This window comes from Legionella clemsonensis, assembly GCF_002240035.1.
Taxonomy (GTDB): domain Bacteria; phylum Pseudomonadota; class Gammaproteobacteria; order Legionellales; family Legionellaceae; genus Tatlockia; species Tatlockia clemsonensis.
This window is the reverse complement of the sequence record NZ_CP016397.1, coordinates 2,948,341-2,975,262: the sequence shown is the minus strand read 5'-3', so window position 1 is coordinate 2,975,262 and position 26,922 is coordinate 2,948,341. Positions and strand designations below refer to the sequence as shown.

The window sequence follows — 26,922 nt, the reverse complement described above, 5'->3', positions numbered from 1 at the left end:
GCAGGATCTATTAGCACAGCAGGTTTGAAACTTGACAAACCTGCTAGACCTATATAGAATCCGGCCTCCTTATGCATTCGAAATATATACAAAAGTGAAAGTTCGGAGTTAAGAATAAATGGCTACTATTAATCAGTTAGTAAGAAAGCCTCGCGTGGATGCTAAAAAGAAGAGTAACGTCCCCGCATTGGAATCCTGTCCACAACGACGAGGTGTTTGTACTCGTGTGTATACCACAACACCTAAAAAGCCTAACTCAGCTATGCGTAAGGTTGCTCGTGTTCGTTTGACGAATGGTTTCGAGGTTACATCCTATATCGGTGGTGAGGGCCACAATTTGCAAGAGCACTCTGTTGTGCTAATTCGCGGTGGTCGTGTCAAAGACTTACCGGGTGTGCGTTATCACACAGTTCGCGGTAGCTTGGATACCTCGGGTGTTAATGACCGTAAACAAGGTCGTTCTAAGTACGGTACCAAGAAACCAAAAGATAAGAAATAATCTGATTGTAGGAACTAGACATGCCAAGAAGAAGAGAAGTCCCCAAGCGCGAAATTTTACCTGATCCCAAGCATCACAGTGAATTACTCGCTAAATTTATAAACGTACTAATGGTTAGTGGAAAAAAATCCACTGCTGAAAAAATAATTTATGGTGCGTTAGAGTTACTAAATGAGCGTGTAAAAAAGGCAAGAAAAAGTGATGAAGAAGGCGGCGATGAAAGTAGTTCAGGTGCTGCTGGTAGTGTGCTTCGTTATTTTGAGCAAGCGCTTGATAATGTTCGCCCTAGTGTTGAGGTGAGATCACGCCGTGTCGGTGGCGCCACCTATCAAGTTCCAGTAGAAGTGCGAACAGACAGGAGTATCGCATTAGGTATGCGTTGGATTGTTCAAGCTGCTCGTTCTCGTGGTGAGAAAGGTATGATGTTGCGCCTGGCTGGCGAATTGATGGATGCGTTTGAAAACAAAGGTTCTGCAGTTAAAAAACGTGAAGATACTCATAAGATGGCAAAAGCTAACCAAGCCTTTGCGCACTTCAGATGGAATTAATAGAGAGGTAAGTCGTGTCTACTCCATTAGAACTATACAGAAATATCGGCATTGCCGCACACGTTGATGCCGGGAAAACTACAACCACCGAGCGTGTACTTTTTTATACAGGAATGTCACACAAAATCGGTGAGGTACATGACGGTGCTGCAACGATGGATTGGATGGTTCAAGAGCAGGAACGTGGTATTACCATTACCTCCGCAGCAACAACATGCTATTGGTCTGGAATGGATAAAAATTACCAGCGTCATCGTATTAATATTATCGATACCCCAGGCCACGTGGACTTCATGATTGAAGTGGAGCGTTCATTACGTGTACTCGATGGCGCAATTGTGGTGTTCGACTCTGTTTCTGGAGTAGAGCCTCAGTCTGAAACTGTATGGCGTCAATCCGATAAATATGGTGTTCCTCGGATTGTTTTCGTCAACAAAATGGACAGAATGGGTGCCAATTTCCTGCGTGTAGTCGAACAAATCAAACAACGTCTGGGTTCTAATCCTGTTGTGGTTCAATTACCTATCGGTGCAGAAGATTCTTTTAAAGGGGTGATTGATCTTATTAAAATGAAGGCAATTCACTGGGATGAAGAGTCTAAAGGTATGTCTTTTGAATATAAAGATATCCCTGCGGATATGTTGGAACTATGTGAAGAATATCGCGCCAAGATTGTTGAGGCAGCTGCTGAAGTCTCTGAAGAATTAATGGAAAAATACCTTGAAGGTGAAGAATTCACTGAACAAGAAATTAAAGCTGCATTGCGTAAGCGTACTGTAAACAATGAAATTGTACCTGTATTTTGTGGTTCTGCATTTAAAAATAAAGGGGTTCAAGCTGTATTAGATGGTGTAATTGAATATTTGCCTTCTCCTCTTGATGTTCCTGCTATTCGCGGTGTCGATGAAGATGGTAATGAAATTCATCGTAAGACATCTTATGATGAGCCTTTCTCTGCATTGGCCTTCAAAATTGCTACCGACCCATTCGTAGGTACTCTTACTTATTTCCGTGCTTATTCAGGTGTTCTTAAGAGTGGTGATACCGTTTATAACCCTGTCAAAGGTAAAAAAGAGCGAATTGGTCGATTATTGCAAATGCATGCTAATTCTCGTGAGGAAATCAAAGAAGTTAGAGCAGGAGATATTGCCGCAGCTGTGGGTCTCAAAACAGTAACCACTGGTGATACGCTCTGTGACATTGACCATGTTGTAACCTTAGAGCGTATGGATTTTCCAGATCCTGTTATCGCAGTAGCGGTTGAACCTAAAACTAAAGCTGATCAGGAAAAAATGGGTATCGCTTTAGGTAAATTAGCACAAGAAGATCCTTCATTTCGTGTTCATACTGATGAAGAATCGGGCCAAACCATTATTCAGGGAATGGGGGAGCTCCATTTAGAAATTATTGTTGATCGCATGAAGCGTGAATTTAATGTTGAGGCTAATGTTGGTAAACCTCAAGTTGCTTACCGTGAAACAATTAGAAATGCTGTTGAACAGGAAGGCAAATTCGTTCGTCAATCAGGTGGTCGTGGTCAATATGGTCATGTTTGGTTGAAAATTGAACCTCAAGAACCAGGTGCTGGTTATGAGTTCGTAAATGCTATCGTTGGTGGTGTGATTCCAAAAGAATACATTCCTGCGGTTGATAAAGGTGTACAAGAGCAACTTCAAAATGGTGTTCTCGCTGGATATCCTGTTGTTGATGTCAAAGTGACTTTATTTGATGGTTCATTCCATGAAGTCGATTCAAGCGAAATGGCATTTAAGATTGCTGGTTCCCAATGCTTTAAGCAAGGTGCGTTGAAGGCTAAGCCTGTTTTACTTGAACCAATTATGCAAGTAGAGGTTGTAACTCCTGAAGATTATATGGGCGATGTAATGGGTGATCTCAATCGTCGAAGAGGTATGGTTCAGGGTATGGAAGATTCTCCTGCTGGAAAAGTCGTTCGAGCAGAAGTTCCTCTTGCTGAAATGTTTGGCTATGCTACGGATCTTCGTTCTGCAACTCAAGGTCGTGCAACATACTCTATGGAATTTTCCAGATATGCAGAAGCGCCCACAAACATTGCTGAAGCGATTATTAAGAAACAATAAAAGTTAATGAGGTATTTGAAATGGCGAAGGAAAAGTTTGAGCGTAAGAAGCCGCACGTAAACGTGGGAACGATTGGTCACGTAGACCATGGGAAGACCACCTTGACTGCAGCGATTACCACAATTATGGCAAAGAAATTTGGTGGAACAGCGAAGGCGTATGATCAAATTGACGCGGCACCAGAAGAGCGAGAGCGAGGGATAACGATATCAACTGCGCACGTTGAATATGAATCAGCGAACCGCCACTATGCCCATGTGGATTGCCCTGGCCATGCTGACTATGTAAAGAACATGATTACAGGTGCAGCTCAAATGGACGGCGCTATATTAGTAGTATCAGCGGCGGATGGTCCGATGCCACAAACCCGTGAACATATTTTGTTGTCACGTCAGGTAGGTGTGCCTTATATTGTAGTGTTTATGAACAAAGCGGACATGGTTGATGATCCGGAGTTGTTAGAATTGGTAGAGATGGAAGTCCGTGACTTGTTAAGTAGTTATGAGTTTCCAGGAGATGATATTCCCATTATTGTTGGTTCAGCATTGAAAGCATTGGAAGGAGATACCAGCGAGATTGGTGTACCGGCTATTGAGAAATTAGTAGAGACGATGGATTCCTATATTCCTGAGCCGGTGAGAAATATCGACAAGAGTTTCTTGTTGCCGATTGAAGATGTATTCTCGATTTCTGGCCGAGGAACAGTTGTAACAGGTCGTGTTGAGAGTGGAATCATCAAAGTAGGTGAAGAAGTAGAGATTGTAGGAATCCGTGACACGCAAAAGACGACTTGTACAGGTGTAGAGATGTTCCGCAAGTTGCTGGACGAAGGACGCGCAGGGGATAACGTTGGTGTATTGTTACGTGGTACGAAGCGAGACGAAGTCGAGCGTGGTCAAGTGTTGGCTAAGCCAGGCACAATCAAGCCTCACACGAAGTTTGAAGCAGAAGTCTATGTTCTGTCAAAAGATGAAGGTGGTCGTCACACACCATTTTTCAATGGCTATCGTCCCCAGTTTTATTTCAGGACGACTGATGTTACAGGTTCATGTGAATTACCCAGTGGTATAGAGATGGTAATGCCAGGCGATAATGTGCAGATGACAGTTAGCTTGCATTCACCAATTGCTATGGACGAAGGATTGCGTTTTGCAATTCGTGAAGGTGGTCGCACAGTTGGGGCCGGTGTAGTCGCAAAAATTATTGAGTGATAATGATGAGCAACAATCAAAATATTAAAATCCGTCTTAAATCGTTTGACCATCGACTAATTGATTCGTCAATTCGTGAGATTGTTGAGACAGCAAAACGTACTGGGGCCCAATTACGTGGTCCTATACCTTTGCCTATTAAGAAAGAAAAATTTACTGTATTGATTTCGCCCCACGTTAATAAGGATGCGCGTGATCAGTATGAATTGCGTACTCACAAACGCCTGGTTGTTATTGTGCATCCTACAGAAAAAACAGTAGATGCGTTAATGAAGCTTGATCTGGCTGCTGGAGTTGACGTACAGATTAGCCTTGACGACGAATAATGTTGAGGCCAAAAGTTATTAACGAGGTGTTAGAATGACGATTGGGTTATTAGGCCGTAAAATCGGTATGACACGGGTGTTTACAGAGGATGGTATATCAATACCTGTTTCTGTGGTTGAGGTGGTTCCTAACCGTGTATCACAAATTAAAACTATTGATAATGATGGCTACACTGCAGTTCAATTAACTGGTGGCGCTAAAAAAGCTAGCCGTGTTAGCAAACCACTTGCCGGACATTTTGCCAAGGTTGAAGTTGATGCAGGCGATATGATAGGTGAGTTTCGCGTAGATAGCATCGATGCATTTACTGCAGGTCAAGTAATTTCTGTTCATGATATATTCAATGATGGGCAGTTTGTTGATGTGGCTGCAACAACAAAAGGTAAAGGCTTTGCTGGTGGCGTTAAACGGCATAATTTCCGCACTCAGGATGCTACCCACGGTAACTCACGTTCTCACCGTGTTCTCGGTTCTATTGGTCAAAACCAGACACCTGGTCGTGTATTTAAAGGAAAAAAAATGGCTGGGCATTTGGGAAATGTGCGTTGCACAACCCAAAGTTTAGAAATAGTTCGTGTTGATAAAGAGCGTAATTTGCTTTTGATTAAAGGTGCTATCCCTGGTTGCCCTGGCGCACGAGTTGAAGTACGGCCCGCAGTTAAGAAGAAAGGGGGCAATAATGGAAATTAAAACAATTGATACCAATACACAACTTAAGGTAAATGAAGAAGTATTTGGTTATGTTTACAACGAAGGTCTTATACATCAAGCTGTAGTTACCTTTATGAATAATGCACGTAGCGGTAACAGTGCTCAAAAAACTCGTGCTGAAGTGCGTGGTGGTGGTAAGAAACCGTGGCGTCAAAAGGGTACAGGTAGAGCTCGAGCTGGTACCATTCGGAGTCCGCTATGGCGCTCAGGGGGTATTATTTTCGCGAAAAAGAGACGTGATTATAGTCAAAAACTTAATAAAAAAATGTACAAACGTGCATTGCGTAGTATAATCTCTGAACTTCATCGTGCAGGTAACCTTGTGGTGGTTAGTGATTTTCAATGTGAATCTCATAAAACAAAAGACTTTATCAAGAAGATGAATGAACTAGAGTTGCAAAATGCTTTAATCGTTATGCATGAAGTGGGTGAACATGAATACCTGGCTTCTCGTAATTTGATTGACTATGACATTTGCGATGTAATGTCGTTAGACCCTGTAAGTTTACTGAGTTTTGAAAAAGTGCTAATGACAGAAGGTGCCGTTAAGATTTTAGGGGAGCAGTTACAATGAATGCTGAACGTATATTAATGGTTCTGCGTGAGCCACATACCTCTGAAAAGGCAACTGTAATGGCTGATAAATATAAGCAGTTTACATTTAAAGTGCTTAAGACAGCGACTAAGCAGGAAATTAAACAGGCTGTTGAGCATATGTTTAATGTCAAAGTGAAGTCTGTATCAGTAATGAATGTAAAGGGTAAAAGAAAGCGTTTTAAACAATTAAACGGCAAACGTAGTGATTGGAAAAAGGCTTTTGTCGCTTTACAGGAAAATTACGACATCGACTTTACCGTGACTGAATAAGGCAGATTAAGATGGCATTATTAAAATCTAAACCAACTTCACCTGGGAAACGTGGTGAAATTCGAGTCGTCCATCATAATATTCACAAAGGACAGCCCTATGCTGGTCTGGTTGAGAAATTAAATAAAACCGGTGGACGTAATAACCAAGGTCGAATTACCGTTCGACATATTGGTGGTGGTGTTCGTGCAAAATATCGTATAATTGATTTTAAAAGAAACAAAGATGGCATTGAAGCTAAAGTTGAACGCTTGGAATATGATCCTAATCGCTCTGCTTTAATTGCCTTGGTGGTTTACAAAGACGGTGACCGACGTTACATTATCGCACCTGCTGGTATAAAGCCTGATGATATTATTATTAGTGGTGAAGACTCGCCTATCAGCAATGGCAATTGTTTGCCTTTAAGAAATATACCTGTAGGTACCACAATTCATTGTGTTGAACTTAAACCTGGCAAAGGTGCTCAGATGTTAAGAAGCGCCGGTTGTAGTGGTCAGATAGTTGCAAAAGAAGGTGCTTATGCGACTTTAAAGCTGCGTTCAGGTGAAATGCGTAAGGTCTTAAGTTCTTGTAGAGCTGTTATCGGTGAAGTAAGTAATAGCGAACACAGTTTACGTGCTCTTGGTAAAGCTGGTGCAAAACGTTGGCGTGGTATTCGACCTACTGTTCGTGGTGTTGCGATGAACCCTGTAGATCACCCACATGGTGGGGGAGAGGGTCGTACATCTGGTGGACGTCATCCAGTAACTCCATGGGGTATTCCTACTAAGGGGTACAAAACACGCAGTAACAAACGTACTGATCGTTTTATCGTCAGAAGACGTAAGAAGAAATAATTAGCTAAGAGGATATCAAGGTGGCACGTTCTATAAGAAAGGGTCCGTTTGTCGATCATCACTTAATCAAAAAGGTTGAGGCGGCGATCGAATCTAAGTCTAAGAAACCAATAAAAACTTGGTCCAGGCGCTCAACAATTGTACCTGAGATGATTGATTTAACAATCGCAGTGCATAATGGTAAAGATCATGTTCCTGTATATATTACTGACAACATGGTTGGCCATAAACTTGGTGAGTTTGCCATGACTCGTACATTCAAAGGTCATTCTGGCGACAGAAAGGCTAAAGGTAAGTAAGAGGCAATGATGGAAGTAACAGCAAAATTAAGAAATGCACCGCTTTCTGCCCAAAAGGGTAGATTGATCGCCGATATGATTCGTAAGATGGATGTTTCTAACGCTATTGACGTTTTGAAATTTACTCCCAAGAAGGGTGCGCACCTTATGCTAAAATTGTTAGAATCGGCAATCGCTAGTGCAGAAAACAATAATGGTGCAGATATTGATGAATTAAAAGTAGGTGTGGTTTGTGTAGATGAAGCGCCAACTCTTAAAAGAATTAGTCCACGTGCAAAAGGTCGTGCTAATCGTATTTGTAAGCGTACCTGCCATATCACAATTAAAGTATCTGACGAGGAATAGCAATGGGACAGAAAGTAAACCCTATAGGTATTAGATTAGGTATCGTTCAAGATTGGAATTCCAAATGGTATGCTAGTAAAAACTACGCCCAACTCCTCAATGAAGATATTAATCTGCGTAAGCATCTTAAAAAGAAGCTCATGGCGGCAGCAGTTAGCAAGATTCGCATTGATCGTCCAGCTAGTAATGCAGTAGTTACAATTCATACTGCAAGACCAGGTGTCATTATTGGTAAGAAAGGTGGTGGCATTGAAGCATTAAGAAGTGAAATTGCTTCTAAGCTAGGCGTTCCTGTTCACTTGAACATTGAAGAAGTGCGAAAACCAGAATTAGATTCAACTTTGGTTGCCGAAAGTATTGCCCAGCAGTTAGAGCAACGCGTGATGTTCAGACGAGCAATGAAACGAGCCGTGACTTCAGCGATGAAGGCTGGTGCTAAAGGAATTAAAATATGTGTTAGTGGACGACTGGGTGGTGCTGAAATTGCTCGTAGCGAATGGTACCGAGAAGGAAGAGTTCCTCTACATACTTTCCGTGCCGATGTTGATTATGGTACTGCTGAAGCTAAAACTACCTATGGAATCATAGGGGTAAAGGTATGGATCTTCAAGGGAGAAGTTCTTCCTCAGAAGAAACGTAATGCTGAAAGTGGTAAGTAAGTGAGGAATTACAGTCATGTTACAGCCAAAACGTACGAAATATCGTAAGCAAATGAAGGGCCGCAACCGTGGTTTGGCTCAAAGAGGTTCAAAAGTAAGCTTTGGTGAATTTGGGCTAAAAGCGTTGGAAAGAGGGCGTTTGACTGCTCGACAAATTGAAGCCGCTCGACGAGCAATGACTCGTCACATTAAACGAGGTGGAAAAATTTGGATTAGAGTATTCCCAGACAAGCCAATCACTCAAAAGCCTCTTGAAGTTCGTCAAGGTAAAGGTAAAGGTAGTGTGGAATACTGGGTAGCACAAATTCAACCTGGTAAGATTTTATTTGAAATGGAAGGTGTTAGTAGAGAGTTGGCTATGGAAGCATTTAATTTAGCCAAAGCGAAACTACCATTCAAAGTAATTTTTGAAGAGCGCAAGGTGATGTGATGAAAGACATTAAAGAGTTAAGAGAATTGACACCTGATGAATTACAAGCCGAGCTGATCTCCCTTCGTAAAGAACAATTTAACTTGCGTATGAAAAAAGCCAGTGGCTCTTTAGATAAAACTCATCATATTCCTAAAGTTAGAAAAACTATTGCACAAGTTAAAACCATTATGACTCAGAAGGTAGGTAAGCGTCATGACTAATAGTGAAAATAACGCCAGAACCATCGTAGGAAAAGTCGTTAGCGATAAAATGCAGAAGACTATTGTTGTTATGGTTGAGCGAACTGTAAAACATCCGAAATATGGCAAAATCATGAAGCGTCGAACTAAACTTCATGCTCATGATGAGAATCAAATTGGTAAAGTTGGAAATATTGTAAGAATTCGCGAATCTCGACCACTCTCTAAAATGAAAAGTTGGGTGCTAGTTGAAGTAATTTCCTAATATTCATTTTGATTACTTTTAAATTATTAAGAGGCCTGATATAATCAGCAACCTTTTTCTGGTCGAATTTAGAGCTGGAGAATATAATGATACAAATGCAGACTGTGCTCGATGTTGCAGATAATAGCGGAGCACGTAAAGTGATGTGTATCAAAGTGCTTGGTGGATCACATAGACGGTATGCCCGTGTTGGTGATGTAATTAAAGTAAGCATTAAAGATGCAATACCACGTAGCAAAGTAAAGAAAGGCGCAGTAATGAGAGCGGTAGTTGTGAGAACAAGTCAAGGTGTCCGCCGTGATGACGGTTCGCTTATCCGCTTCGACGGTAATGCAGCTGTACTTTTAAACAACCAAAATGAGCCTATAGGTACACGTATATTTGGACCTGTAACTCGTGAGCTAAGAGAGCGGTTTATGAAAATTATTTCTCTGGCTGCTGAAGTATTGTGAGAAGGATTAGTTATGAAGCGTATTAGATCAGGTGATACTGTAATTATTATCGCCGGGAAAAGTAAAGGTCATGTGGGCAAGGTAACCAAAGTTTTCGATAATAGTGTAGTTGTTGAAGGTGGTAACATGATTAAAAAACATGTGAAGCCTAATCCGCAATTGAATCAACAAGGTGGGATTGTCTCACGTGAAGCCCCTGTCCATGTATCCAATGTTGCCATGTATAATCCAGTCTCCAAAAAGGCAGACAAAATTGGGTTTAAATACCTTGAAAAAGATGGCAATAAGCATAAAGTTCGTTATTTCAAATCAAATAACGAAATTATCGATCTTGTCTGATAGGTGACGGAAAATGGCTAGACTTAAAAACTTATATAAAAATGATATAGTGCCAATGATGATAAAACGCTTTGGCTACAAAAGTGTAATGGAAGTGCCCAAAATTCTAAAGATTACATTGAATATGGGTGTTGGTGAAGCGGTTGGTGACAAGAAAATTATGAACCATGCACTTGAAGATATGACTTTGATTGCTGGACAAAAACCGGTTGTTACTAAAGCCAAAAAATCGTTGGCAGGGTTTAAAATTCGTGAAGGTTGGCCAATTGGTTGCAAGGTAACGTTAAGACGTGAACGTATGTATGAATTTCTTGATCGTTTAGTTACTATTGCTCTGCCTCGTGTTCGTGATTTTCGTGGTTTAAATCCTAAATCATTTGATGGGACTGGCAATTATAGTATGGGAATTCACGAGCAATTGGTTTTCCCTGAAATCGACTTTGACAAAACTGATGGTATTCGTGGTTTAGATATTTGTATCACCACAAGTGCCAAGACTAATGAAGAAGCGAAGGCCTTGTTAGAAGCGTTCAACCTGCCTTTGAAAGACAGAGATAAACACTAAGAAAGGGTAATACTGTGGCTAAAAAATCAATGCTCGCCCGCGAAAATAAAAGAGCTAAACTTGTCGCGAAATATGCAGAGCGTAGAAAAGAACTAAAAGTTTTGATTAAATCATCAACTGATTATGATGAGATTAGGGAAGCGCAAGCTCAATTAACTAAGCTTCCAATTAATTCTAACCCAGTGCGATATAGCACCCGTTGCCAGCAATGTGGGCGTCAGCATGCCGTTTATCGCAAATTTGGCCTTTGCAGGATTTGCTTAAGACAGCAGTTGATGACCGGTAATGTTACTGGTGGTCGCAAATCCAGCTGGTAAATTTTATTCTATGGAGAACAACTGTGAGTATGCATGATCCTGTTGCTGACATGTTGACTAGAATTCGTAATGGTCAGCAAGCTAAACATCAGAGCGTAACCCTGAATTCATCTAAATTGAAAGAAGAAATAGCCAGGGTGTTAAAAGAAGAAGGTTATATATTAGATTATGATGTCCAACTTCTTGAAAATAATATTAAAACAATTACGTTACAATTAAAATACTATCATGGTAAGCCTGTAATTGAGCGTATTTTGCGTATTAGCCGCCCTGGTTTAAGAATTTATAAATCATTTAAGGACTTACCTTCAATTCCTGGTTTTGGTGTTGCCATTCTTTCAACCTCTAAAGGGGTGATGACTCATATAGCAGCTAAGAGACAAGGCGTTGGTGGCGAAGTTCTTTGTGAAGTGGCCTAATACTTGAGAGGAATGATATGTCTAGAGTAGCAAAAGCCCCAATTAATTTGCCTGCTAATGTTGAGCTTACCATTGGAAAAGATACTTTAACGGTTAAAGGCCCCAAAGGTTCCTTGGTTCAGCACTATAATAAGCTGGTAAACGTTAGTAAATGTGAAGAAAGCAATAACAAAATTTTGTTCAAACCAGCTTCTAATGATCCTAATGCATGGGCACATGCCGGAACAGTGCGTGCTTTAGTTAACAATATGGTTAAAGGTGTTACAAACGGCTTTGATGTAACCTTGGAGCTGATTGGTGTGGGTTATCGTGCACAAGCAAACAATAAGTCAATAACCCTGTCTTTGGGTTTTTCTCACCCCGTTGAATACAATTTACCTCAGGGTGTTACCGCGGAGACGCCAAATAACACAACGGTTGTAATTCGTGGTATTGATAAACAATTGTTAGGTCAAGTTGCCTCAGAAATCCGAGGTTTTAGACCTCCAGAGCCTTATAAAGGTAAAGGTATTCGCTATGCTGGCGAAATTATTATTCGTAAAGAAGCCAAAAAGAAATAAGGTGTAAGAGATGAAGAATAAAGAAAAAGCCCGTATAAGACGTGGTTTAAAGGCAAAAGCCATTCATCGTCGTCATCCCGATAAAGCAAGACTTGTCGTGCATAGAAGTGGTTCTCACATCTATTCTCAAATTGTTGCTCGTGGTGAAAAGGGTGATGTTGTACTTGTCTGTTCATCTACAATGGATAAGGAGCTTAAGGCTAAGCTTTCAGGAACCAAAGTAGAACAAGCCCAGCAAGTTGGTAAATTGTTAGGTGAGCGAGCCAAGGCTAAAAGTATAGATAAAGTTTCTTTTGATCGTGCAGGTTATAAATACCACGGTAGAGTTAAAGCTTTAGCCGACGGCGCTCGAGAAGCTGGGTTGATTTTTTAAGGAACGGTTATGGCAGCATTTGATGAAATTCAAAAGAGTGATGGGTACCAAGAGAAATTGGTATCTGTTACACGTACGGCCAAAGTAGTAAAAGGTGGACGTGTTTTTGGCTTTGCCGTACTAGTGGTAGTGGGTGATGGAAAAGGTAAGGTAGGCTTTGGTCGTGGTAAAGCTAGGGAAGTACCTGTTGCTATTATGAAGGCAATGGATCAGGCAAGAAAGAATATGACTTACATTCCACTTGCGGGCACAACAATTCATCACGAAATTACCTGGAATTACGGTGCTTCAAAAGTATTTATGAAGCCTGCGAGTGAGGGTACAGGAATTATTGCTGGTGGTGCAATGCGTGCTGTACTAGAAGTTTTGGGTGTACAAAATATTTTGGCAAAAAGTATTGGTTCTACCAACCCAAGCAATATTGTACGTGCCACTATTAATGCACTGACTAATATCGGAACTCCTGATTATGTGGCTGCTAAACGTGGTAAAACAGTTGCAGAAGTAACGGCGGAAGAATAATGAGCAAAAAGATAAAAATCACTTTGGTTAAGAGCACTATTGGTCGGAAACCAAAGCATATAGAAATAGTTAAGCAACTGGGCTTAGGCAAGTTGAATAGCAGTGTAATTCAACAAGACAATCCTGCAATCAGAGGACTGATTAATGTTGTTAATTACCTGGTGCAAGTTGAGGAGTGTGCGTAATGAATTTAAATACACTATCTCCAGATCCTGGTTCACGTCCTGGAAGAAAACGTCTTGGTCGAGGAATTGGCTCTGGTCTAGGTAAAACTTGTGGAAAAGGACATAAGGGGCAAAAAGCTCGTGCTGGTGGCTTCCATAAGATTAATTTTGAAGGTGGACAAATGCCAATTCAGCGTCGTCTACCTAAAATGGGCTTCAAGTCCAGAACTGCACGAACAATTGATCAAGTTACTTTAACTGAATTGGTGGCATTAAACGCAGAAAATATTGATCTTCAAACGTTAAAAGATGCTGGTTTAGTTAATAAATCAATTAAAGAAGTAAAAGTTATTCTTTCAGGTGAGCTGAATGCTCCACTTAAATTAAAGGGCTTGCGTGTGACTAAAGGTGCACGTGCGGCAATTGAACAAGCTGGTGGCAGTATTGAAGAGTAACTATGAATAACCAAAAGCAAATATCAAGCCAATCTCGTGGCGGATTGGCGGAATTAAAATCGCGGTTGTTATTCGTTATTATAGGAATTTTAGTCTACAGACTAGGTGCGCATATTCCGGTGCCCGGATTGGATCCTCAGAAATTGGCTAATTTTTTCGGTGAGCAACAAAATACAATTTTTGGTTTGTTCAACATGTTTTCTGGAGGTGCTCTATCGCGTGTCACTGTATTTGCAATAGGAATTATGCCCTATATTTCTGCCTCGATTATTATACAGTTATTTTCAGTTGTTTCACCTAAATTGGAGCAATTGAAAAAAGAAGGTGAGTCAGGACGAAGAAAAATCAATCAGTATACCCGTTATTTGACTTTGGTTTTGGCTATATTCCAATCATTAGGAATGGCTAGATGGCTTGCAGGCCAACAAATAGCATTACATGCGGATATATTTTTCTATTTTACTGCTGTTGTTACTTTAGTAACAGGCACCATGTTTTTAATGTGGCTTGGTGAGCAAATTACTGAGAAAGGTGTTGGTAATGGAATATCCTTAATTATATTTTCTGGAATTGTTTCCAGTATGCCACATGCTATTGCATCAGTTTTTCAGCAAGTAAAGGAAGGACAAATGCAGGCACTTACCCTATTGTTGGTTGGGGTGATTGTAGTATTGGTTACGGGATTTGTTGTCTTTATGGAAAGGGCACAGCGTCGCATACGCGTTAACTATGCGCAGCGCACTCACGGCCGTAAAGTATATGCAGCACAGACCAGTCATTTGCCGTTAAAAATTAATATGTCTGGCGTTATACCACCAATATTTGCATCAAGTATAATTTTGTTACCGGCAACTCTCGCGCAATTTTTTGCGAAAGGTAAAGGAATGGATTGGTTAGCGGATATTGGTATGGCGCTTTCTCCAGGACAACCTCTTTACTTGATTATTTATGCTGCTGCTATTTTGTTTTTTGCTTTCTTTTATGCGGCCTTGGTATTTAATCCCAAAGATACGGCTGATAATTTAAAGAAATCAGGGGCTTATATTCCTGGTATACGTCCCGGTGAGCAAACGACTCGTTATATTGATTTGGTTATGACACGGTTAACACTTGTTGGTGCAATATATCTAGTGTTAGTGTGCTTATTACCACAGATTTTAATGTATACCTGGCATGTGTCTTTTTATTTTGGTGGAACATCATTGTTAATCATCGTTGTTGTAATTATGGACTTTGTAGCTCAAGTACAAGCTCATCTTATGACACAACAGTATGATTCTTTGATGAAAAAAGCCAATTTTAGAGGGACCAAGTTGCCTGGTCTTTTATGATTATTATCGGAGTTTTTAATGAAAGTTAGAGCATCAGTAAAACGACTCTGTCGTAACTGTAAAATTATTAAGCGTAATGGAACTATCCGCGTTATATGCAAAGATGCAAGGCATAAGCAAAAGCAGGGATAAAATCCTTGCTTGATTTTAGTTCATTATAATAGTATTCTTCTGTCCCTTTCTGACAGAGCAAAAAATAACGTTCGGAGAGACTAATGGCTCGTATTGCAGGTGTTAATATACCGGATCACAAACATATCGTGATAGCCCTTACATCGATTTATGGAATTGGCAAAACAACAGCAGCGGATTTATGCAAAACTGTAGGTATTGATACGGCAACAAAGGTATCGCAATTACCAGAGGAAAAGCTTGAGGCTTTACGCGCAGAAATTGCCAAAATGACTGTTGAAGGTGATTTACGTCGTACTGTTAATATGAATATTAAGCGGCTCATGGACCTTGGCTGCTATCGCGGTCTTCGTCATCGTCGTGGTTTGCCATTAAGAGGACAGCGCACAAAAACCAATGCGCGTACTCGAAAAGGTCGACGTAAAACTAGCAATATCTAATTATATGTAGGAAAACAAGATGGCTATAAATAAGGCAAAGCAGCAAAAAGCTAGAAAGAAGATAAAACGAATTGTATCAGACGGTATAGTTCATGTTCATGCTTCTTTTAATAATACCATTGTTACTTTTACTGACCGCCAAGGTAACGCCTTATGCTGGGCTACTGCGGGTGGTTCCGGTTTCCGCGGCTCAAGAAAAAGTACCCCGTATGCTGCTCAGGTTGCAACTGAAAAAGCATCTGCTGTTGCAAAAGAATATGGTATGAAATCTGTGGCTGTATTTATTGATGGTCCTGGGCCAGGTCGTGAATCAACCATTCGTGAGCTGATTTCGCAGGATTTTAAAATTGTAGAAATAACCGATGTAACTGGCATACCTCATAATGGATGTAAGCCACCCAAAAAACGTCGTGTATAAGTTCAGGAGTTTTTAATGGCTAGATACCTTGGTCCAAAATGTAAATTGTCACGTAGAGAAGGCACTGATTTATTCTTGAAAAGTGGTGTTCGTGACCACAAATTAAAGTGTAAGTCTGAAAAGCTGCCAGGGCAGCATGGTGCCAATAAACCTCGCCTTAGTGACTACGGTGTGCAATTACGTGAAAAACAAAAAATCAGACGCCTTTATGGCATTCTGGAAAAACAATTTCATAACTATTATAAAAAGGCAGCTAGACAACCAGGATCTACTGGCGAGAATTTAATGGTTCTTCTTGAAAGACGCCTTGATAATGTTGTTTACAGAATGGGTTTTGCCAGTACTCGTGCTGAAGCCAGACAGTTAGTTGCACATAAAGCAATATTGGTTAATGATCAGGTGGTTAACATTCCTTCTTACCTGGTCAAGCCTGGTGATGTCGTTTCTATACGTCAAAAGGCTAAAGGGCAAGGTCGAATTCAAGCTGCTGTTGCGCTATCTGAGCAGCGTGCTTCTTGTGATTGGTTAACGGTTGATTCAAGTACTTTCAAAGGCACTTTTTCAACTGTACCAACACTGAATGATTTATCCACCTATTATAATGTTAATTTAGTTGTAGAACTTTACTCTAAGTAAGCTCGGAGACAAACCGAATGGATATACAAGAAATGATGACGCCATCTGTACTTAAAGTAGATGCTAAGTCGCCTTACCACTCACGAGTCGTTCTTGAGCCTTTAGAGCGTGGCTATGGTCATACCCTCGGTAATGCGTTGAGACGAATTCTCTTATCATCTATGCCCGGTTATGCAATTACTGAAGTAACTATTGATGGCGTACTGCATGAATACAGCACCATCGAAGGTGTTCAAGAGGATGTTGTTGATATCCTCTTAAACTTAAAGCAGGTGGCTATTAAAATTACCACTGGAAAGGAAGCACTATTAACTTTAAGTAAGCAAGGTCCATGTCAGGTAACGGCTGGTGATATTCAATTAACTCATGGTCAGGAGATTATTAATCCTGAGTTAGTCATCGCTACACTCAATGAAAATGGTAAGTTGAACATGACCTTGAAGGTTGAAAAAGGTGTAGGATTTCATTCAACAGACTCATTCGTTAGAAATTTTGATGAGGAAATTGAACAAAAATCTGTTGGTAAATTGAAACTTGATAATACCTTTTCACCAGTTAAAAAAGTTGCTTACTTTGTTGATAGCGCCCGTGTTGAAAATAGAACAGATTTGGACAAGTTAACCATTGATTTAGAGACTGATGGTACTCTTGATCCTGAAGAGGCTATTCGTATTTCTGCCTCTATTTTGCAACGTCAGTTACATGCTTTTGTTGACATGAAGTTTGAAGAATCGCGTACTGATAATAAGGAAAGAAATGATTTCGATCCTATCTTGCTAAGACCAGTTGATGATCTGGAACTTACTGTACGTTCCGCTAACTGTTTAAAAGCAGAAAATATCTATTATATTGGTGATCTGGTTCAAAAGACTGAAAATGAACTGTTAAAAACACCAAATTTAGGAAAAAAATCTCTCACTGAAATTAAAGACGTACTTGCTTCACGTTCTTTATCTTTGGGAATGAAGCTTGAAAATTGGCCGCCAGCAAATCTTGGCGAGTAATATTTAGGAGTTTGTCATGCGTCACCGTAATTCAGGCCGTAGTTTTAGCCGCACAAGTAGCCATAGAAAGGCGATGTTTTCAAATATGTGTACATCGTTAATTGAGCATGAATTGATTAAAACAACATTGCCCAAAGCAAAAGAACTGCGTCGCTACATTGAGCCTCTTATCACTGTTAGTAAAAAGGATTCTGTTGCTTCAAGACGTTATGTCTTTGATCGATTACGCTCAAAAAGTGCTGTCGGAAAATTATTCACGACTTTAGGTCCTCGCTATGTAGAGCGTCCGGGTGGTTATGTCAGAGTTCTAAAATGCGGCTATCGTCCTGGCGATAACGCTCCTATGGCTATCGTGGAATTGGTTGATAGGCCCATGGAAGAACAAGCTGAAGAGTAACGCCTTGATTAACAAAAAGCCCGCTTTAAGCGGGCTTTTTGTTAATCGTAACATAGCAGTTGTTTTTCTATTAGGTTTTAGACGTTGAAATTAAATTGGTGCATGAGTTATGGGCAATTTGCTAAAATGGCGCGCACTATAATAAATTTAATTTATGATGAAATACTCTGAACTTATCAATCCAGAAGCTTTAATTCCTCTTGAAAGTAACTTCAATAAAAAATATATTCTTATTAGATCTTTCAATGGCTCCAGTTTTATTTATTTTCGTCCTCGTAACTTGCTAAAAACTCCTTTATATAGAAAAGTTGATACTAATTGGAAAGCGCGTCTTAGTATTCACTCCGATGATTTGAATAAAGCCTGGGATATAATTTTCCCTATTCTTTGTCAAAAAAATACACTCTTTAAGGTGACAAATTATAACGCTATTGAAAAATTTAAAAATGATAGACAGAGAAAATTAGACGAATTGGAGCGTGAGTATAAACAGCTTCAACATAATTTCAATTCACAAGATATAAATTTCTTAAGTAGTAAATATTATAAATTATCACAGGAGTTAAAAAGTTACAGTTATAGTCAATGGCGCTTAATTGCTGCTGTACAAAAATATTATAATAAATTGCTTCACTTTTTTTATCTTCTAAATCCCAATAAAGAAATGCTATTTACTCGTATAATGCACACATACGAATGCTTAATAGAGCGAAGAAAACAAAAGGTTGAGAATGCGTTAAGATTTTTTGACGGGATGCAATTCACCCTCTATATCTTGCCTGGGCAGGAAAAGCAATGTCAGGATATGTTAGAAGAAATTGAAGTTCATTTAGTAAGGGAGAAAATTAAAGCGGGCATAGTTCATTCCACGGATAGGAAAATAGGAATTTATAGTTCTATCCGTCACCCTGGTAAAACCTGTTATCATAAGGCAACAGATCCTAATCTGGAAACCTATAATCCTGATAATATTAACGATCCATTCAGTTTTCTGACAACTCTTTCCCCAACAGAAATAATGCAGGATGAAGAAGTTAAGGAAATTCTTAAACAAAGCACTAGCGCTCAAGGTTTAGTAGCTTTGTTACAGACAAAAAAATTTGTTGCGCCCTCTATTTTTAAAGCACTTGCTGGGCAGAAGGAAAATATTGTTAGCTATATAAAAGCAGCCCCTTTAGAGTCTCAACAAAAATTAATAGAGGAATGTTTAAATAAATCTACAAATTTAGGTAGATTGTTCAGAGTCCAGCGAGGCTTTTTTACCCCCAAATTAGGGAGCGGAACATTGAAACAAATAGAAAATATTCAATTAACAATAAAATAATAACAATTAGAGCATTACAAGAAGGTTACCTTGATGCTCATAAAATCATCAAGGTAACAAGGATGTTTAAGTGAGGCTAAAATCTTTCTGAGATTTTAAAATGGAATATCATCATCCAATTCTTCAAATGCTCCCTGAGGTGCCTGGGTAGCTTGTGGTTTACGACTCATGCCTTGATTCATTGGTGCTCCAGCTGCGGTTGGCATCTCGTCAAAACCTGAAGAACCAGACTTGGCATCCAGCATTTGAATGTCATTCGCTACAATTTCTGTAGTGTAGCGATCTTGTCCCTGTTGATCCTGCCATTTTCTAGTACGTAAACTGCCTTCAATATAAAGTTTAGAACCCTTGCGAACATATTCACCAGCTATTTCACCTAAGCGGTTAAAGCAAACCACGCGGTGCCATTCTGTACGTTCCTGTTTATCGCCTGTTTGCTTATCTTTCCATGTTTCACTAGTTGCAAGCGATATTGTTGTTACGGCATTGCCATTAGGCATATATCGAACATCGGGATCTACACCGACATTGCCTATTAGAATTACTTTATTAATGCCACGTGCCATGCTTATTCTCCTGTATGCGAAAGTTAGAGCAGAATTATAACTAATCTGAAAGCGATTGCGTAGGCGTGGGTGAGATAAGTTTCACCGGATTATGATCCATCCGTTATTGAAACCTTAACCTTTAACGTTAACTTGTGATTTGCTGTAAAAGTTTTACGGCACTTCCCTCTTGATAGGAAGACTTATCAACACGCAAGTAGATAACTTGTTCAGCTTGAGAAATGGTTACATCACGCACTCCCTGCAAGTTTTTTAATAAATCCAATAGCTGTTGTGTATCTTTGATGTTTGTAGGGTAAGTTAAGATCAATGTTGATAAATAAACGTCAGGCTTCATAAATAAGGCAATGATAAACCAGATTACACCTAAAGAAGCATTCACAATAAATATCAGCATACTCCCACCCAGCTGATAAAGAACTCCAGCAAGAGCACCACCTGCAAAAATCCCTAAGAATTGACTGCTGGAATAGACTCCCATAGCTGTTCCTTTGCTAGTGGCTTCAGATTGTTTGGAAATTAAGGAAGGTAGAGTCGCTTCAAGAATATTGAAGGCAATAAAATAAAAAAACATTACAATCCATAAACCAAGCCACTGTTGATTCATAAAGGCTAAAAAGAGTTGCATTAGACTAACTGTCATCACAGAGCTGATAAAAACAGATTTCATTTTCCGCTTTTTTTCGGCCAGCAGGATAAAAGGAATCATGAAAATAAACGAGAAAACCATTAATGGTAAATAAAAATGCCACTGCTGATATAACTGTTTTTGATTAATGTGTTGCTGCAGAAGGAGGGGAATCACAAAAAAGGTCGCTGTTAAAATAAAATGTTGAAAAAATATTCCCAGATTTAAGCGTTGTAAATGTGGATTAGCCAATACTGTTTTAAGAAGAGATGGATTGGCTTCACTGTCAACATGGAAACTTTCTTTTCGAGGTGTTGGTATCACAAAATGCAATAAATAAAGCCCCATGAAAGCAAGGACTGTGGTTAAATAAAAAATGCCGGCTAGACCAAAATGGGTAGTAATAGCAGGACTGACAACCATGGCTAAACTAAATGACAAACCAATAGTCATACCAATCACAGCCATGGCTCTTGTCCGATATTCATCCGGTGTTAAATCAGCCATAAGCGCAATAAGCACGCTACCAATTGCGCCTGTACCCTGCAGAATTCTTGCAACTATCATTGTATAAATTGACTGGCTTAATGCGCCGATTAAACTGCCACAAGCAAAAATAACCAAACCTATCGTGAGTATTGATTTACGACCAAACCGATCGGAAAGCATGCCAAAGGGCATTTGCAGCAACCCCTGACTTAAGCCATAACTTCCCAAGGCAAAACCAATTAAGGTAGGGGTTGCCCCTTCAAGTTTACCAGCAAACACGGTAAACACTGGAATCAGCATGAACAAACCAAGCATACGAAATGAAAAAATAGCGGCAATGGGAAAAACCGTTTTTAACCAAGAGTGTTTCATTAACAACAATGCCTTTTAATAGTGTTTGCTGATGGTACAAAGTTAGTGTCGGGGAGACAAGAATACTTCAAAAGAAAAACATTGGAAATGCCATTTAAGCAAGGATATCCTCCCTCACATTGCTCAAGGCAAGATGACAATATTTACTCAAGGTTTGAGTGTTGAAGTATCATACAAGGTATGATCTTGCCAGATGGACGTTATCTAGCATTGACAGATAATATTATTCACTGTAGTTTTGATGCTTTTTTACCCAGAGGAAAAGGTTAAATGAGTGGTGTATTTGCTAACAAAGTGGCATTGATAACCGGCGGAGCGCGGGGTATTGGTAAAGCGACTGCTTTAAAATTAGCACAAGCTGGCAGCGACATTGCAATTGTTTATTATAATAGTTCAGACGAAGCTCAACATTTGATTGAAGACATTCAGCAACTGGGACGCAAAGCGGTCGCCTTGCAGGCGAACGTTGCGGATCACCAGTCAGTAAAAGAAATGTTTGCGCAATTTCGAGAACATTTCTCAGCACTTCATTTTTTAATCAGTAATGCGGCTAGTGGTGTTTTAAAGCCCGCGTTAAAAATGTCGACCAAACATTGGCGTTGGTGTTTGGAGACCAATGCTTTGGCTCTAAATCACTTGGTAGTTGAGGGACGTGAATTAATGCCACCTCAAAGCCGTGTTATTGCTCTATCAAGCTTAGGCTCACATCGGGCAATTCCCAATTATGCCTTTATTGGTGCCTCCAAAGCTGCTCTGGAAGCGCTGGTTCGTTCTTTAAGTCTTGAATTAGCAGAATTTGGCATTACTGTGAATACAGTTTCAGCAGGTGTGGTTGATACGGATGCATTAAAGCACTTTCCTAACCGCCAGCAATTATTGGATGAATATCATGCTCATGCTTTATCGGCCGAGCCTCTCACGCCAGAACATGTAGCAGATGCCATTTATCTTCTCTGTTTGCCGGAAGCAAAAATGATTAATGCTCATACTCTATTTGTAGATGCAGGTTATAGTCGAGTTGGATAAGGGGAAGCATGCAAGTTATCTTGCGTGCTCTTTAAGTAAAGCCGTAATAGGCATTATAGCCTTCCTCATCATCTTCAGTATAATAGTTGTTAACATTAGGATTTGAAAGTTCAGATGGAGTCTCATTGCTTTCGCTATCTACCTTTACTGGGGCTGCAGAATTGACAGAACTTACAAAGGTAGTTTTGTCAGGATTAGCTATAGGAGTTAATTGGTTGGCTAACCCGTCTAAAGTTGTGAAAATTTGGGTAAGGTCGGCTCTTTCAAACGCGTCTTCATGCATCATGCTACGTAGCAGGGACCGAATTTCCTCATGACACGTCGGAATTTCATCCATGCGTGAGAATAAGGTGGCAAAAGAAGGGTGTTTGGCAGTCCAAATCACATCGGTTGGACGAAAATCGGGATTGCCAAACATATCATCCCCCCAGACAAGCATGAGCACTCGAGCCAGGGCATAGATGTCTGTTTTAACCGTGCTGTTCTCATAGAGTGAATAGCATTCAGGGGCTGCATAAGGAATAGCGCCATGGTGGTCTCTAGAATCATCATATCCCTTAGGAATTGCAAATGCCGCATCGACAAAATGGGTAACAAATTGCTCATTGATTAAAATATTTCCGGGATTAATATCACGATGGATTAAACCTTTCTCCATGATTTGCTCTTTATAGGTTTGCACTAAAATACAGGTTAAGTTATATCTTTGCTGAATAGTGAGCTGATTCGCTTCAATTAATACCTTAAGAGGCACACCAGGTAGTTTACGCATGGTAATATAACTTTGTGCATCGTCGATAGTCAGTGGTTTACAATGAAAAAATCCCAAGGTGGTTAAATTACTAACCTCTCTTTCGGCTTGTTCTTTGGAAACATATTTTAAAGGTTGTGCCTTGACCAGACGTTGTTTTTCTTCCGGCCTAATTTTGGCAATTAATGTGTTTTCTTCAAACACCAGCGTGACTAAACTTAAATAAAGTTCGCCAAAACACCCTTTGCCGTAAAGATTGTCATCAAGAACTTCATAGACATTTTTGGTGGCGTTGGAGTTTAAGTGCATGATGATACGATGACTAAGAATAATTTCCTCGTCATTAACCCAATGAGAACCTTTCGCAAACGTAGTTTTGTTTTTATTCGCAATTAAAAGGTTGGCCAATAAGGAGCGTGTAGCGGGTATTAAATTGAATAAATCGATAATTTGAGCCATAAGAGAATGCAAATTTAAATAAAGGTGAATAATTTTATCATAAACTGGTCAAATATATAACATTTGGTGGGTTGGGTGCCGCGGTAAATAAACCGGGGCCCCAGAAAGAGCAACTATCAATCACTTAAATGTTCTGTCGAACTCACGTGAGTCTGCCTGCCCTTAAGGAGGGTAAAATTTCGGCAAAAGGTCTTTCGGGAACTACCAATAAGGGTTCTTTGGTGTCCCCTACCATAGCTAACAAGCTAAGCAAACTATTTACACCATGGCAAACAGCATCGGTACGTACAGTTTGACTGCTAAAATTGGTAATGAACCCCCCTATGGCTCGTTCCGGATTTTTGACATCATAGGTGTTGGCCTTGGTATAGGCATTTTGTAATAGCCAACGAGTAGTTAATAACATGGGCTGACGATACTGATCACAATTGTTTAAATGCTCGTTTTGACAAAAGTCATAAAGAACCCCCATCACTTCATTAATCCAACCATTGCCGCTAGGAGTAATAGCATCACGATAGCGTCCATAAGTGTAAGCATCATGTTTATTGGTGATTTGCAGCGACAATATTTTTGCAGCGGTTTCTTGAATAATGCGTCGATAAACCGCCTCATTATTAATTTTGGCATAGTCAATCATTGCCATGAGAACCCAGCTGGTAGAAATAGAATTCTTGGGTCGAAAATCATCGCCAACAAAGGCGCCTTGTTGCTTAACCTCTTCTTTAAAATGATTGGCAATTTTTGTCGCGCCCTTATAATAACGTTGATCCTTGGTAATGGCATACAAGCGTGAAAGTGCTGAAAGGACCTGGCCTGAGTAAAGGAAAGAATATCTATCGTAAACATGCCAATCTGTTCCTTCACATTTGGCAATAGGTGATACATTGCCATCAGGTTTTATCATGGTTAATAACCAATCACCTGCCTTTTTAGCAGTAGCGAGATAGCTATCATCATTATAAAAATGATACAGTTCTAAAAGCGTAAAAATGGTTTTGGAGGTTGTCCCCACAACAACACGGCATTGTTTTTTGGATGTTACAGGATTAAAAGAGTAATAAAATCCTCCTGCATGAGGACCAGAAGGTACCTGCATGGAGACTATAAATTTAGCAATAGGTTTGAAATTTTTTTCCAGTATCGGGTCATGGTTATATTGATAAAGTTTCATGAGAGTATACAAACTGGAAGCACTATAAATGGTACGTAGCCGCTTTTCTTGTTTATCCTGTCCCGCGTCATAAAACTTAAAAAATCCATATAGAGAGGGATGCATTACATTAAGCAAATAATGTTGACTATTGGCTATTTGTTCTTTGATCAAAGGCACCTCTAAACGTCTTACGGCCACGCGATTTCCCAATAGTTCTAATCCCCTTTTTAAATATTCAATAAAGGCATAGGTTTGCGTAGGGTAATAGTCAAAATTTACCTTAAAGCGGAATTGTTCTAATTCTTTAGCCGTTATTGGTTTTAAGTTTGTATTTTTTAAAGCATGTTCAGTAGCCGATTGCAAAACCTGGGGTAAATTGGGACCCTGAACGCTGGCTCGACCAATTTGGGTACCTTGATAATAAATACCTATGTCAGTACTCCAGTTAGGTATCTGGTAGGAGGTATTCCAAAGCTTATCCAGTGAGGTTTCTGCAATCGGGGTGTGAAAAATGCGATGATTGGCAACAGAACGAATATGGGCAATGACCATATCACGAAACTCTTGATTTTGATTAACGTCTGTCGCGTGGGGGTGAACGTCAGTGGTTGTGAAAGAATATGCAAGGGAAAGAGGTAAAACAATAAGAACAGATAAGACAATTATTTTTCTAATTTTTTGCATTATTTCCACTACTCATTAAGAAAAGCATTTAAACTTTTTATCCAGGGGAAAAGTATAAAAGATAATGATATTTTTTTATAGTCATCAGGATGAAGAGCGAAAAATCGGCGTGGTTTGCTTTTCTGTTTAGGCACCTGAATTCATTACGTGAACTCTAATCATCAATTAAAGAGAATTTATTCTCTCTCATTTATCAATAAATACTATCAATTCTGTTGCATGTTCATGCAGGAGCAAGCAAGGCAAAATGAGCAAAAAATAAGAAATATTTACCCTGGATTTACTTTATTATCGTAGCTGTCTGTCAAAAATTTATGATATACTTCCCGATTTTGAAAACCAGTTGAGTTCTGAGGAAGAAAAATGAATGTAGAAAGCGTGTACCCTAAGGTAAGGGAAATTATCGCTGATGTTTTGGTTATTGATGAAGAAGAAATTTCTCTAAATAGTCGATTGATAGCCGATTTAGGTGCTGAATCAATTGATTTTCTTGATTTAGTTTTTCAGCTTGAAAAAGAATTCAGTATTAAAATACCTCGGGGTCAACTTGAGAAAAATGCCCGTGGTGATTTGGCTGAAGATGAGTTTGAAAAAGGGGGCATACTGACTCCTAAAGGCATGCAAGCGCTCAGAAATTATTTAAGTGAAGTGCCGGCTGATTACTTCAAGGCAAACCTGAAAGTCAATGAAATTCCTACACTGTTTACTGTCGAAACATTCTGTAAATTGGTTGTGGCCGCTGTAAATGAACAAAAAACTTGTGAAACACCAGCCTGATGCGGTTTTTATTTGTCGATAGAATTCTGCAGTTATCTCCGGGTGAATCCATCCGAGGGATAAAGCATGTAACACAGGATGATGCTTATTTATGCTACGATGAAACTGGCCGGTTGTGTTTTATCCCTTCTTTAATAGGGGAAACGCTAGGCCAATTGGCTGCATGGAATGTAATGTCTTTTAACCAATTTAGCTTGCGTCCAGTAGCTGGAGTAGTCGCTAGCGCGCGTGTTTATCGTGCTGCTTATGTTGGTGAAACTCTTGAATTAGAATCATTTATAGAAAGACTTGATGATACTGCGGTACAGTATCACAGCATTGCCCGCATCAACAGGGAAATTGTATTTCGGGTGGATGGCGCTTTGGGTCCATTGCTATCAATGGATGAATTTATTGATGAACAAGAGGTGCGTCGTCAATTCCAGGAAATTTATCGGCCTGGAGAGTGGTCACCAGACGCTCATTCACCACAAGAAACGATAGATATCGACCTGACTCCTCGTATTCCAAAACTGTCTTTCGATAAAATTTTAGCCTCAGAACCTGGTATTTCATTAGTTGCTGAAAAAAATATCACTCGAGCAGCTCCTTTTTTTCCTGATCATTTTCCCAGAAAACCGGTACTGCCAATGACTGTTTTATTGGAATGCAAGCTTAATTTGGCGCGCGAGTTTCTGGTTCAAGCACAGTTTGCTACCACGTATCAAATTAGTGAGCTGCGTAAAATAAAAATGAATGAATTTATTTACCCGGGTGATATTGTTACCTGCTATGTGAAGGTCAAACAGCAGGATGACCAACAATTAATTTTAAGTTATCGCAGCGAGGTCGAAGGTAAGCGCGTCTGCGTTTTAGAGTTAGTTATGACTGCAAAAGGTTGCTAAT

At 39.8% G+C, this 26,922-nt stretch carries 40 protein-coding genes; 36 read left to right on the top strand and 4 right to left on the bottom strand.

The window, feature by feature from the left end:
- Positions 1 to 118 precede the first annotated feature (118 nt).
- From rpsL to clem_RS13110, 33 genes are all read left to right on the top strand, one after another.
- Positions 119 to 499 (top strand): 30S ribosomal protein S12, encoded by a 381-nt coding sequence (gene rpsL, locus clem_RS13270; RefSeq protein ID WP_045098305.1) that lies wholly within the window; start codon positions 119 to 121, stop codon positions 497 to 499.
- A gap of 20 nt (positions 500 to 519) precedes the next feature.
- On the top strand, positions 520 to 1,047 hold the full coding sequence (gene rpsG, locus clem_RS13265; protein ID WP_094091989.1) for a 30S ribosomal protein S7: 528 nt from the start codon (positions 520 to 522) through the stop codon (positions 1,045 to 1,047).
- 14 nt (positions 1,048 to 1,061) lie between these two features.
- Positions 1,062 to 3,146, top strand: coding sequence for an elongation factor G (gene fusA / locus clem_RS13260; protein WP_094091988.1), 2,085 nt, complete (start codon positions 1,062 to 1,064; stop codon positions 3,144 to 3,146).
- A 20-nt stretch (positions 3,147 to 3,166) separates the two neighbouring features.
- Entirely contained in the window at positions 3,167 to 4,357 is a 1,191-nt protein-coding gene (gene tuf / locus clem_RS13255) for an elongation factor Tu (RefSeq protein WP_094091987.1), read from the top strand.
- A gap of 5 nt (positions 4,358 to 4,362) precedes the next feature.
- On the top strand, positions 4,363 to 4,683 hold the full coding sequence (gene rpsJ / locus clem_RS13250) for a 30S ribosomal protein S10 (RefSeq protein WP_028373277.1): 321 nt from the start codon (positions 4,363 to 4,365) through the stop codon (positions 4,681 to 4,683).
- Positions 4,684 to 4,717: 34 nt separating this feature from the next.
- Positions 4,718 to 5,374, top strand: coding sequence for a 50S ribosomal protein L3 (rplC, locus tag clem_RS13245; protein ID WP_094091986.1), 657 nt, complete (start codon positions 4,718 to 4,720; stop codon positions 5,372 to 5,374).
- The gene (rplD, locus tag clem_RS13240; RefSeq protein WP_094091985.1) at positions 5,364 to 5,969 is read left to right on the top strand and encodes a 50S ribosomal protein L4; all 606 of its coding nucleotides are present in this window, start codon (positions 5,364 to 5,366) and stop codon (positions 5,967 to 5,969) included. Before rplC ends, rplD begins: the two co-directional genes overlap by 11 nt.
- Positions 5,966 to 6,262, top strand: a complete 297-nt coding sequence (rplW, locus tag clem_RS13235; protein WP_094091984.1) for a 50S ribosomal protein L23 — start codon at positions 5,966 to 5,968, stop codon at positions 6,260 to 6,262. The genes rplD and rplW overlap by 4 nt, the downstream gene beginning before the upstream one ends.
- Before the next feature lie 11 nt (positions 6,263 to 6,273).
- Entirely contained in the window at positions 6,274 to 7,101 is an 828-nt protein-coding gene (gene rplB, locus clem_RS13230; protein WP_094091983.1) for a 50S ribosomal protein L2, read from the top strand.
- A 20-nt stretch (positions 7,102 to 7,121) separates the two neighbouring features.
- The gene (gene rpsS / locus clem_RS13225; RefSeq protein WP_058450041.1) at positions 7,122 to 7,400 is read left to right on the top strand and encodes a 30S ribosomal protein S19; all 279 of its coding nucleotides are present in this window, start codon (positions 7,122 to 7,124) and stop codon (positions 7,398 to 7,400) included.
- 9 nt (positions 7,401 to 7,409) lie between these two features.
- Entirely contained in the window at positions 7,410 to 7,745 is a 336-nt protein-coding gene (gene rplV / locus clem_RS13220; RefSeq protein WP_094091982.1) for a 50S ribosomal protein L22, read from the top strand.
- Between the two features lie 2 nt (positions 7,746 to 7,747).
- Complete coding sequence (rpsC, locus tag clem_RS13215; RefSeq protein ID WP_094091981.1) at positions 7,748 to 8,404, top strand: 30S ribosomal protein S3; 657 nt, start codon at positions 7,748 to 7,750, stop codon at positions 8,402 to 8,404.
- 16 nt (positions 8,405 to 8,420) lie between these two features.
- Positions 8,421 to 8,834 carry a 50S ribosomal protein L16 gene (rplP, locus tag clem_RS13210; RefSeq protein ID WP_094091980.1) on the top strand — a complete coding sequence of 138 codons (414 nt, stop codon included), beginning with the start codon at positions 8,421 to 8,423 and terminating at the stop codon, positions 8,832 to 8,834.
- Entirely contained in the window at positions 8,834 to 9,037 is a 204-nt protein-coding gene (gene rpmC / locus clem_RS13205) for a 50S ribosomal protein L29 (RefSeq protein WP_094091979.1), read from the top strand. Before rplP ends, rpmC begins: the two co-directional genes overlap by 1 nt.
- Complete coding sequence (gene rpsQ, locus clem_RS13200; RefSeq protein WP_094091978.1) at positions 9,030 to 9,281, top strand: 30S ribosomal protein S17; 252 nt, start codon at positions 9,030 to 9,032, stop codon at positions 9,279 to 9,281. The genes rpmC and rpsQ overlap by 8 nt, the downstream gene beginning before the upstream one ends.
- Positions 9,282 to 9,367: 86 nt before the next feature.
- Positions 9,368 to 9,733, top strand: coding sequence for a 50S ribosomal protein L14 (gene rplN, locus clem_RS13195; RefSeq protein WP_028373288.1), 366 nt, complete (start codon positions 9,368 to 9,370; stop codon positions 9,731 to 9,733).
- Between the two features lie 12 nt (positions 9,734 to 9,745).
- Positions 9,746 to 10,072, top strand: coding sequence for a 50S ribosomal protein L24 (gene rplX, locus clem_RS13190; RefSeq protein ID WP_094091977.1), 327 nt, complete (start codon positions 9,746 to 9,748; stop codon positions 10,070 to 10,072).
- A gap of 13 nt (positions 10,073 to 10,085) precedes the next feature.
- Positions 10,086 to 10,637, top strand: coding sequence for a 50S ribosomal protein L5 (rplE, locus tag clem_RS13185; protein ID WP_094091976.1), 552 nt, complete (start codon positions 10,086 to 10,088; stop codon positions 10,635 to 10,637).
- A gap of 14 nt (positions 10,638 to 10,651) precedes the next feature.
- Positions 10,652 to 10,954: a 30S ribosomal protein S14 gene (rpsN, locus tag clem_RS13180; protein ID WP_094091975.1), complete on the top strand. Its 303-nt coding sequence runs from the start codon at positions 10,652 to 10,654 to the stop codon at positions 10,952 to 10,954.
- A gap of 29 nt (positions 10,955 to 10,983) precedes the next feature.
- Complete coding sequence (gene rpsH, locus clem_RS13175) at positions 10,984 to 11,373, top strand: 30S ribosomal protein S8 (RefSeq protein ID WP_198333280.1); 390 nt, start codon at positions 10,984 to 10,986, stop codon at positions 11,371 to 11,373.
- Between the two features lie 17 nt (positions 11,374 to 11,390).
- Positions 11,391 to 11,933, top strand: coding sequence for a 50S ribosomal protein L6 (gene rplF, locus clem_RS13170; protein WP_094091973.1), 543 nt, complete (start codon positions 11,391 to 11,393; stop codon positions 11,931 to 11,933).
- Positions 11,934 to 11,943: 10 nt separating this feature from the next.
- Positions 11,944 to 12,306, top strand: coding sequence for a 50S ribosomal protein L18 (rplR, locus tag clem_RS13165; protein ID WP_094091972.1), 363 nt, complete (start codon positions 11,944 to 11,946; stop codon positions 12,304 to 12,306).
- A 9-nt stretch (positions 12,307 to 12,315) separates the two neighbouring features.
- A complete protein-coding gene (gene rpsE / locus clem_RS13160) occupies positions 12,316 to 12,828 on the top strand; it encodes a 30S ribosomal protein S5 (RefSeq protein ID WP_094091971.1) in 513 nt (170 codons plus the stop codon).
- Positions 12,828 to 13,013, top strand: a complete 186-nt coding sequence (gene rpmD, locus clem_RS13155) for a 50S ribosomal protein L30 (RefSeq protein WP_094091970.1) — start codon at positions 12,828 to 12,830, stop codon at positions 13,011 to 13,013. Before rpsE ends, rpmD begins: the two co-directional genes overlap by 1 nt.
- A complete protein-coding gene (rplO, locus tag clem_RS13150; protein ID WP_094091969.1) occupies positions 13,013 to 13,447 on the top strand; it encodes a 50S ribosomal protein L15 in 435 nt (144 codons plus the stop codon). The genes rpmD and rplO overlap by 1 nt, the downstream gene beginning before the upstream one ends.
- Before the next feature lie 2 nt (positions 13,448 to 13,449).
- Positions 13,450 to 14,778, top strand: a complete 1,329-nt coding sequence (gene secY / locus clem_RS13145; RefSeq protein WP_094091968.1) for a preprotein translocase subunit SecY — start codon at positions 13,450 to 13,452, stop codon at positions 14,776 to 14,778.
- Positions 14,779 to 14,796: 18 nt separating this feature from the next.
- Entirely contained in the window at positions 14,797 to 14,910 is a 114-nt protein-coding gene (gene rpmJ / locus clem_RS13140; RefSeq protein WP_081778074.1) for a 50S ribosomal protein L36, read from the top strand.
- 83 nt (positions 14,911 to 14,993) lie between these two features.
- Entirely contained in the window at positions 14,994 to 15,350 is a 357-nt protein-coding gene (gene rpsM, locus clem_RS13135; protein ID WP_094091967.1) for a 30S ribosomal protein S13, read from the top strand.
- 19 nt (positions 15,351 to 15,369) lie between these two features.
- The gene (rpsK, locus tag clem_RS13130) at positions 15,370 to 15,768 is read left to right on the top strand and encodes a 30S ribosomal protein S11 (protein ID WP_094091966.1); all 399 of its coding nucleotides are present in this window, start codon (positions 15,370 to 15,372) and stop codon (positions 15,766 to 15,768) included.
- Between the two features lie 15 nt (positions 15,769 to 15,783).
- Complete coding sequence (gene rpsD / locus clem_RS13125) at positions 15,784 to 16,404, top strand: 30S ribosomal protein S4 (RefSeq protein ID WP_094091965.1); 621 nt, start codon at positions 15,784 to 15,786, stop codon at positions 16,402 to 16,404.
- 17 nt (positions 16,405 to 16,421) lie between these two features.
- On the top strand, positions 16,422 to 17,408 hold the full coding sequence (locus tag clem_RS13120; RefSeq protein WP_094091964.1) for a DNA-directed RNA polymerase subunit alpha: 987 nt from the start codon (positions 16,422 to 16,424) through the stop codon (positions 17,406 to 17,408).
- Positions 17,409 to 17,424: 16 nt separating this feature from the next.
- Positions 17,425 to 17,805 carry a 50S ribosomal protein L17 gene (gene rplQ, locus clem_RS13115; RefSeq protein WP_094091963.1) on the top strand — a complete coding sequence of 127 codons (381 nt, stop codon included), beginning with the start codon at positions 17,425 to 17,427 and terminating at the stop codon, positions 17,803 to 17,805.
- Between the two features lie 154 nt (positions 17,806 to 17,959).
- Positions 17,960 to 19,129, top strand: a complete 1,170-nt coding sequence (locus clem_RS13110; protein ID WP_157698252.1) for a hypothetical protein — start codon at positions 17,960 to 17,962, stop codon at positions 19,127 to 19,129.
- Between the two features lie 95 nt (positions 19,130 to 19,224).
- Here the strand turns inward: clem_RS13110 and ssb are convergent, their stop codons facing one another.
- Both ssb and clem_RS13100 read right to left on the bottom strand, forming a co-directional pair.
- Positions 19,225 to 19,695: a single-stranded DNA-binding protein gene (gene ssb / locus clem_RS13105; protein ID WP_094091961.1), complete on the bottom strand. Its 471-nt coding sequence runs from the start codon at positions 19,693 to 19,695 to the stop codon at positions 19,225 to 19,227.
- A 127-nt stretch (positions 19,696 to 19,822) separates the two neighbouring features.
- Positions 19,823 to 21,184, bottom strand: coding sequence for an MFS transporter (locus clem_RS13100; RefSeq protein WP_094091960.1), 1,362 nt, complete (start codon positions 21,182 to 21,184; stop codon positions 19,823 to 19,825).
- 270 nt (positions 21,185 to 21,454) lie between these two features.
- Here clem_RS13100 and fabL point away from each other — a divergent pair, with 270 nt between their 5' ends.
- A complete protein-coding gene (gene fabL / locus clem_RS13095; RefSeq protein ID WP_094091959.1) occupies positions 21,455 to 22,210 on the top strand; it encodes an enoyl-[acyl-carrier-protein] reductase FabL in 756 nt (251 codons plus the stop codon).
- A gap of 31 nt (positions 22,211 to 22,241) precedes the next feature.
- Here fabL and clem_RS13090 read toward each other — a convergent pair whose 3' ends face one another.
- The gene (locus clem_RS13090; protein WP_094091958.1) at positions 22,242 to 23,420 is read right to left on the bottom strand and encodes a protein kinase domain-containing protein; all 1,179 of its coding nucleotides are present in this window, start codon (positions 23,418 to 23,420) and stop codon (positions 22,242 to 22,244) included.
- Between the two features lie 142 nt (positions 23,421 to 23,562).
- Positions 23,563 to 25,260 (bottom strand): glycoside hydrolase family 76 protein, encoded by a 1,698-nt coding sequence (locus clem_RS15210; RefSeq protein ID WP_232505491.1) that lies wholly within the window; start codon positions 25,258 to 25,260, stop codon positions 23,563 to 23,565.
- A 363-nt stretch (positions 25,261 to 25,623) separates the two neighbouring features.
- Between clem_RS15210 and clem_RS13080 the strand changes: the two genes are divergently transcribed.
- Positions 25,624 to 26,037, top strand: coding sequence for an acyl carrier protein (locus clem_RS13080; protein WP_094091957.1), 414 nt, complete (start codon positions 25,624 to 25,626; stop codon positions 26,035 to 26,037).
- Positions 26,037 to 26,921: a hydroxymyristoyl-ACP dehydratase gene (locus clem_RS13075; protein WP_094091956.1), complete on the top strand. Its 885-nt coding sequence runs from the start codon at positions 26,037 to 26,039 to the stop codon at positions 26,919 to 26,921. Before clem_RS13080 ends, clem_RS13075 begins: the two co-directional genes overlap by 1 nt.
- Position 26,922: the final 1 nt, after the last annotated feature.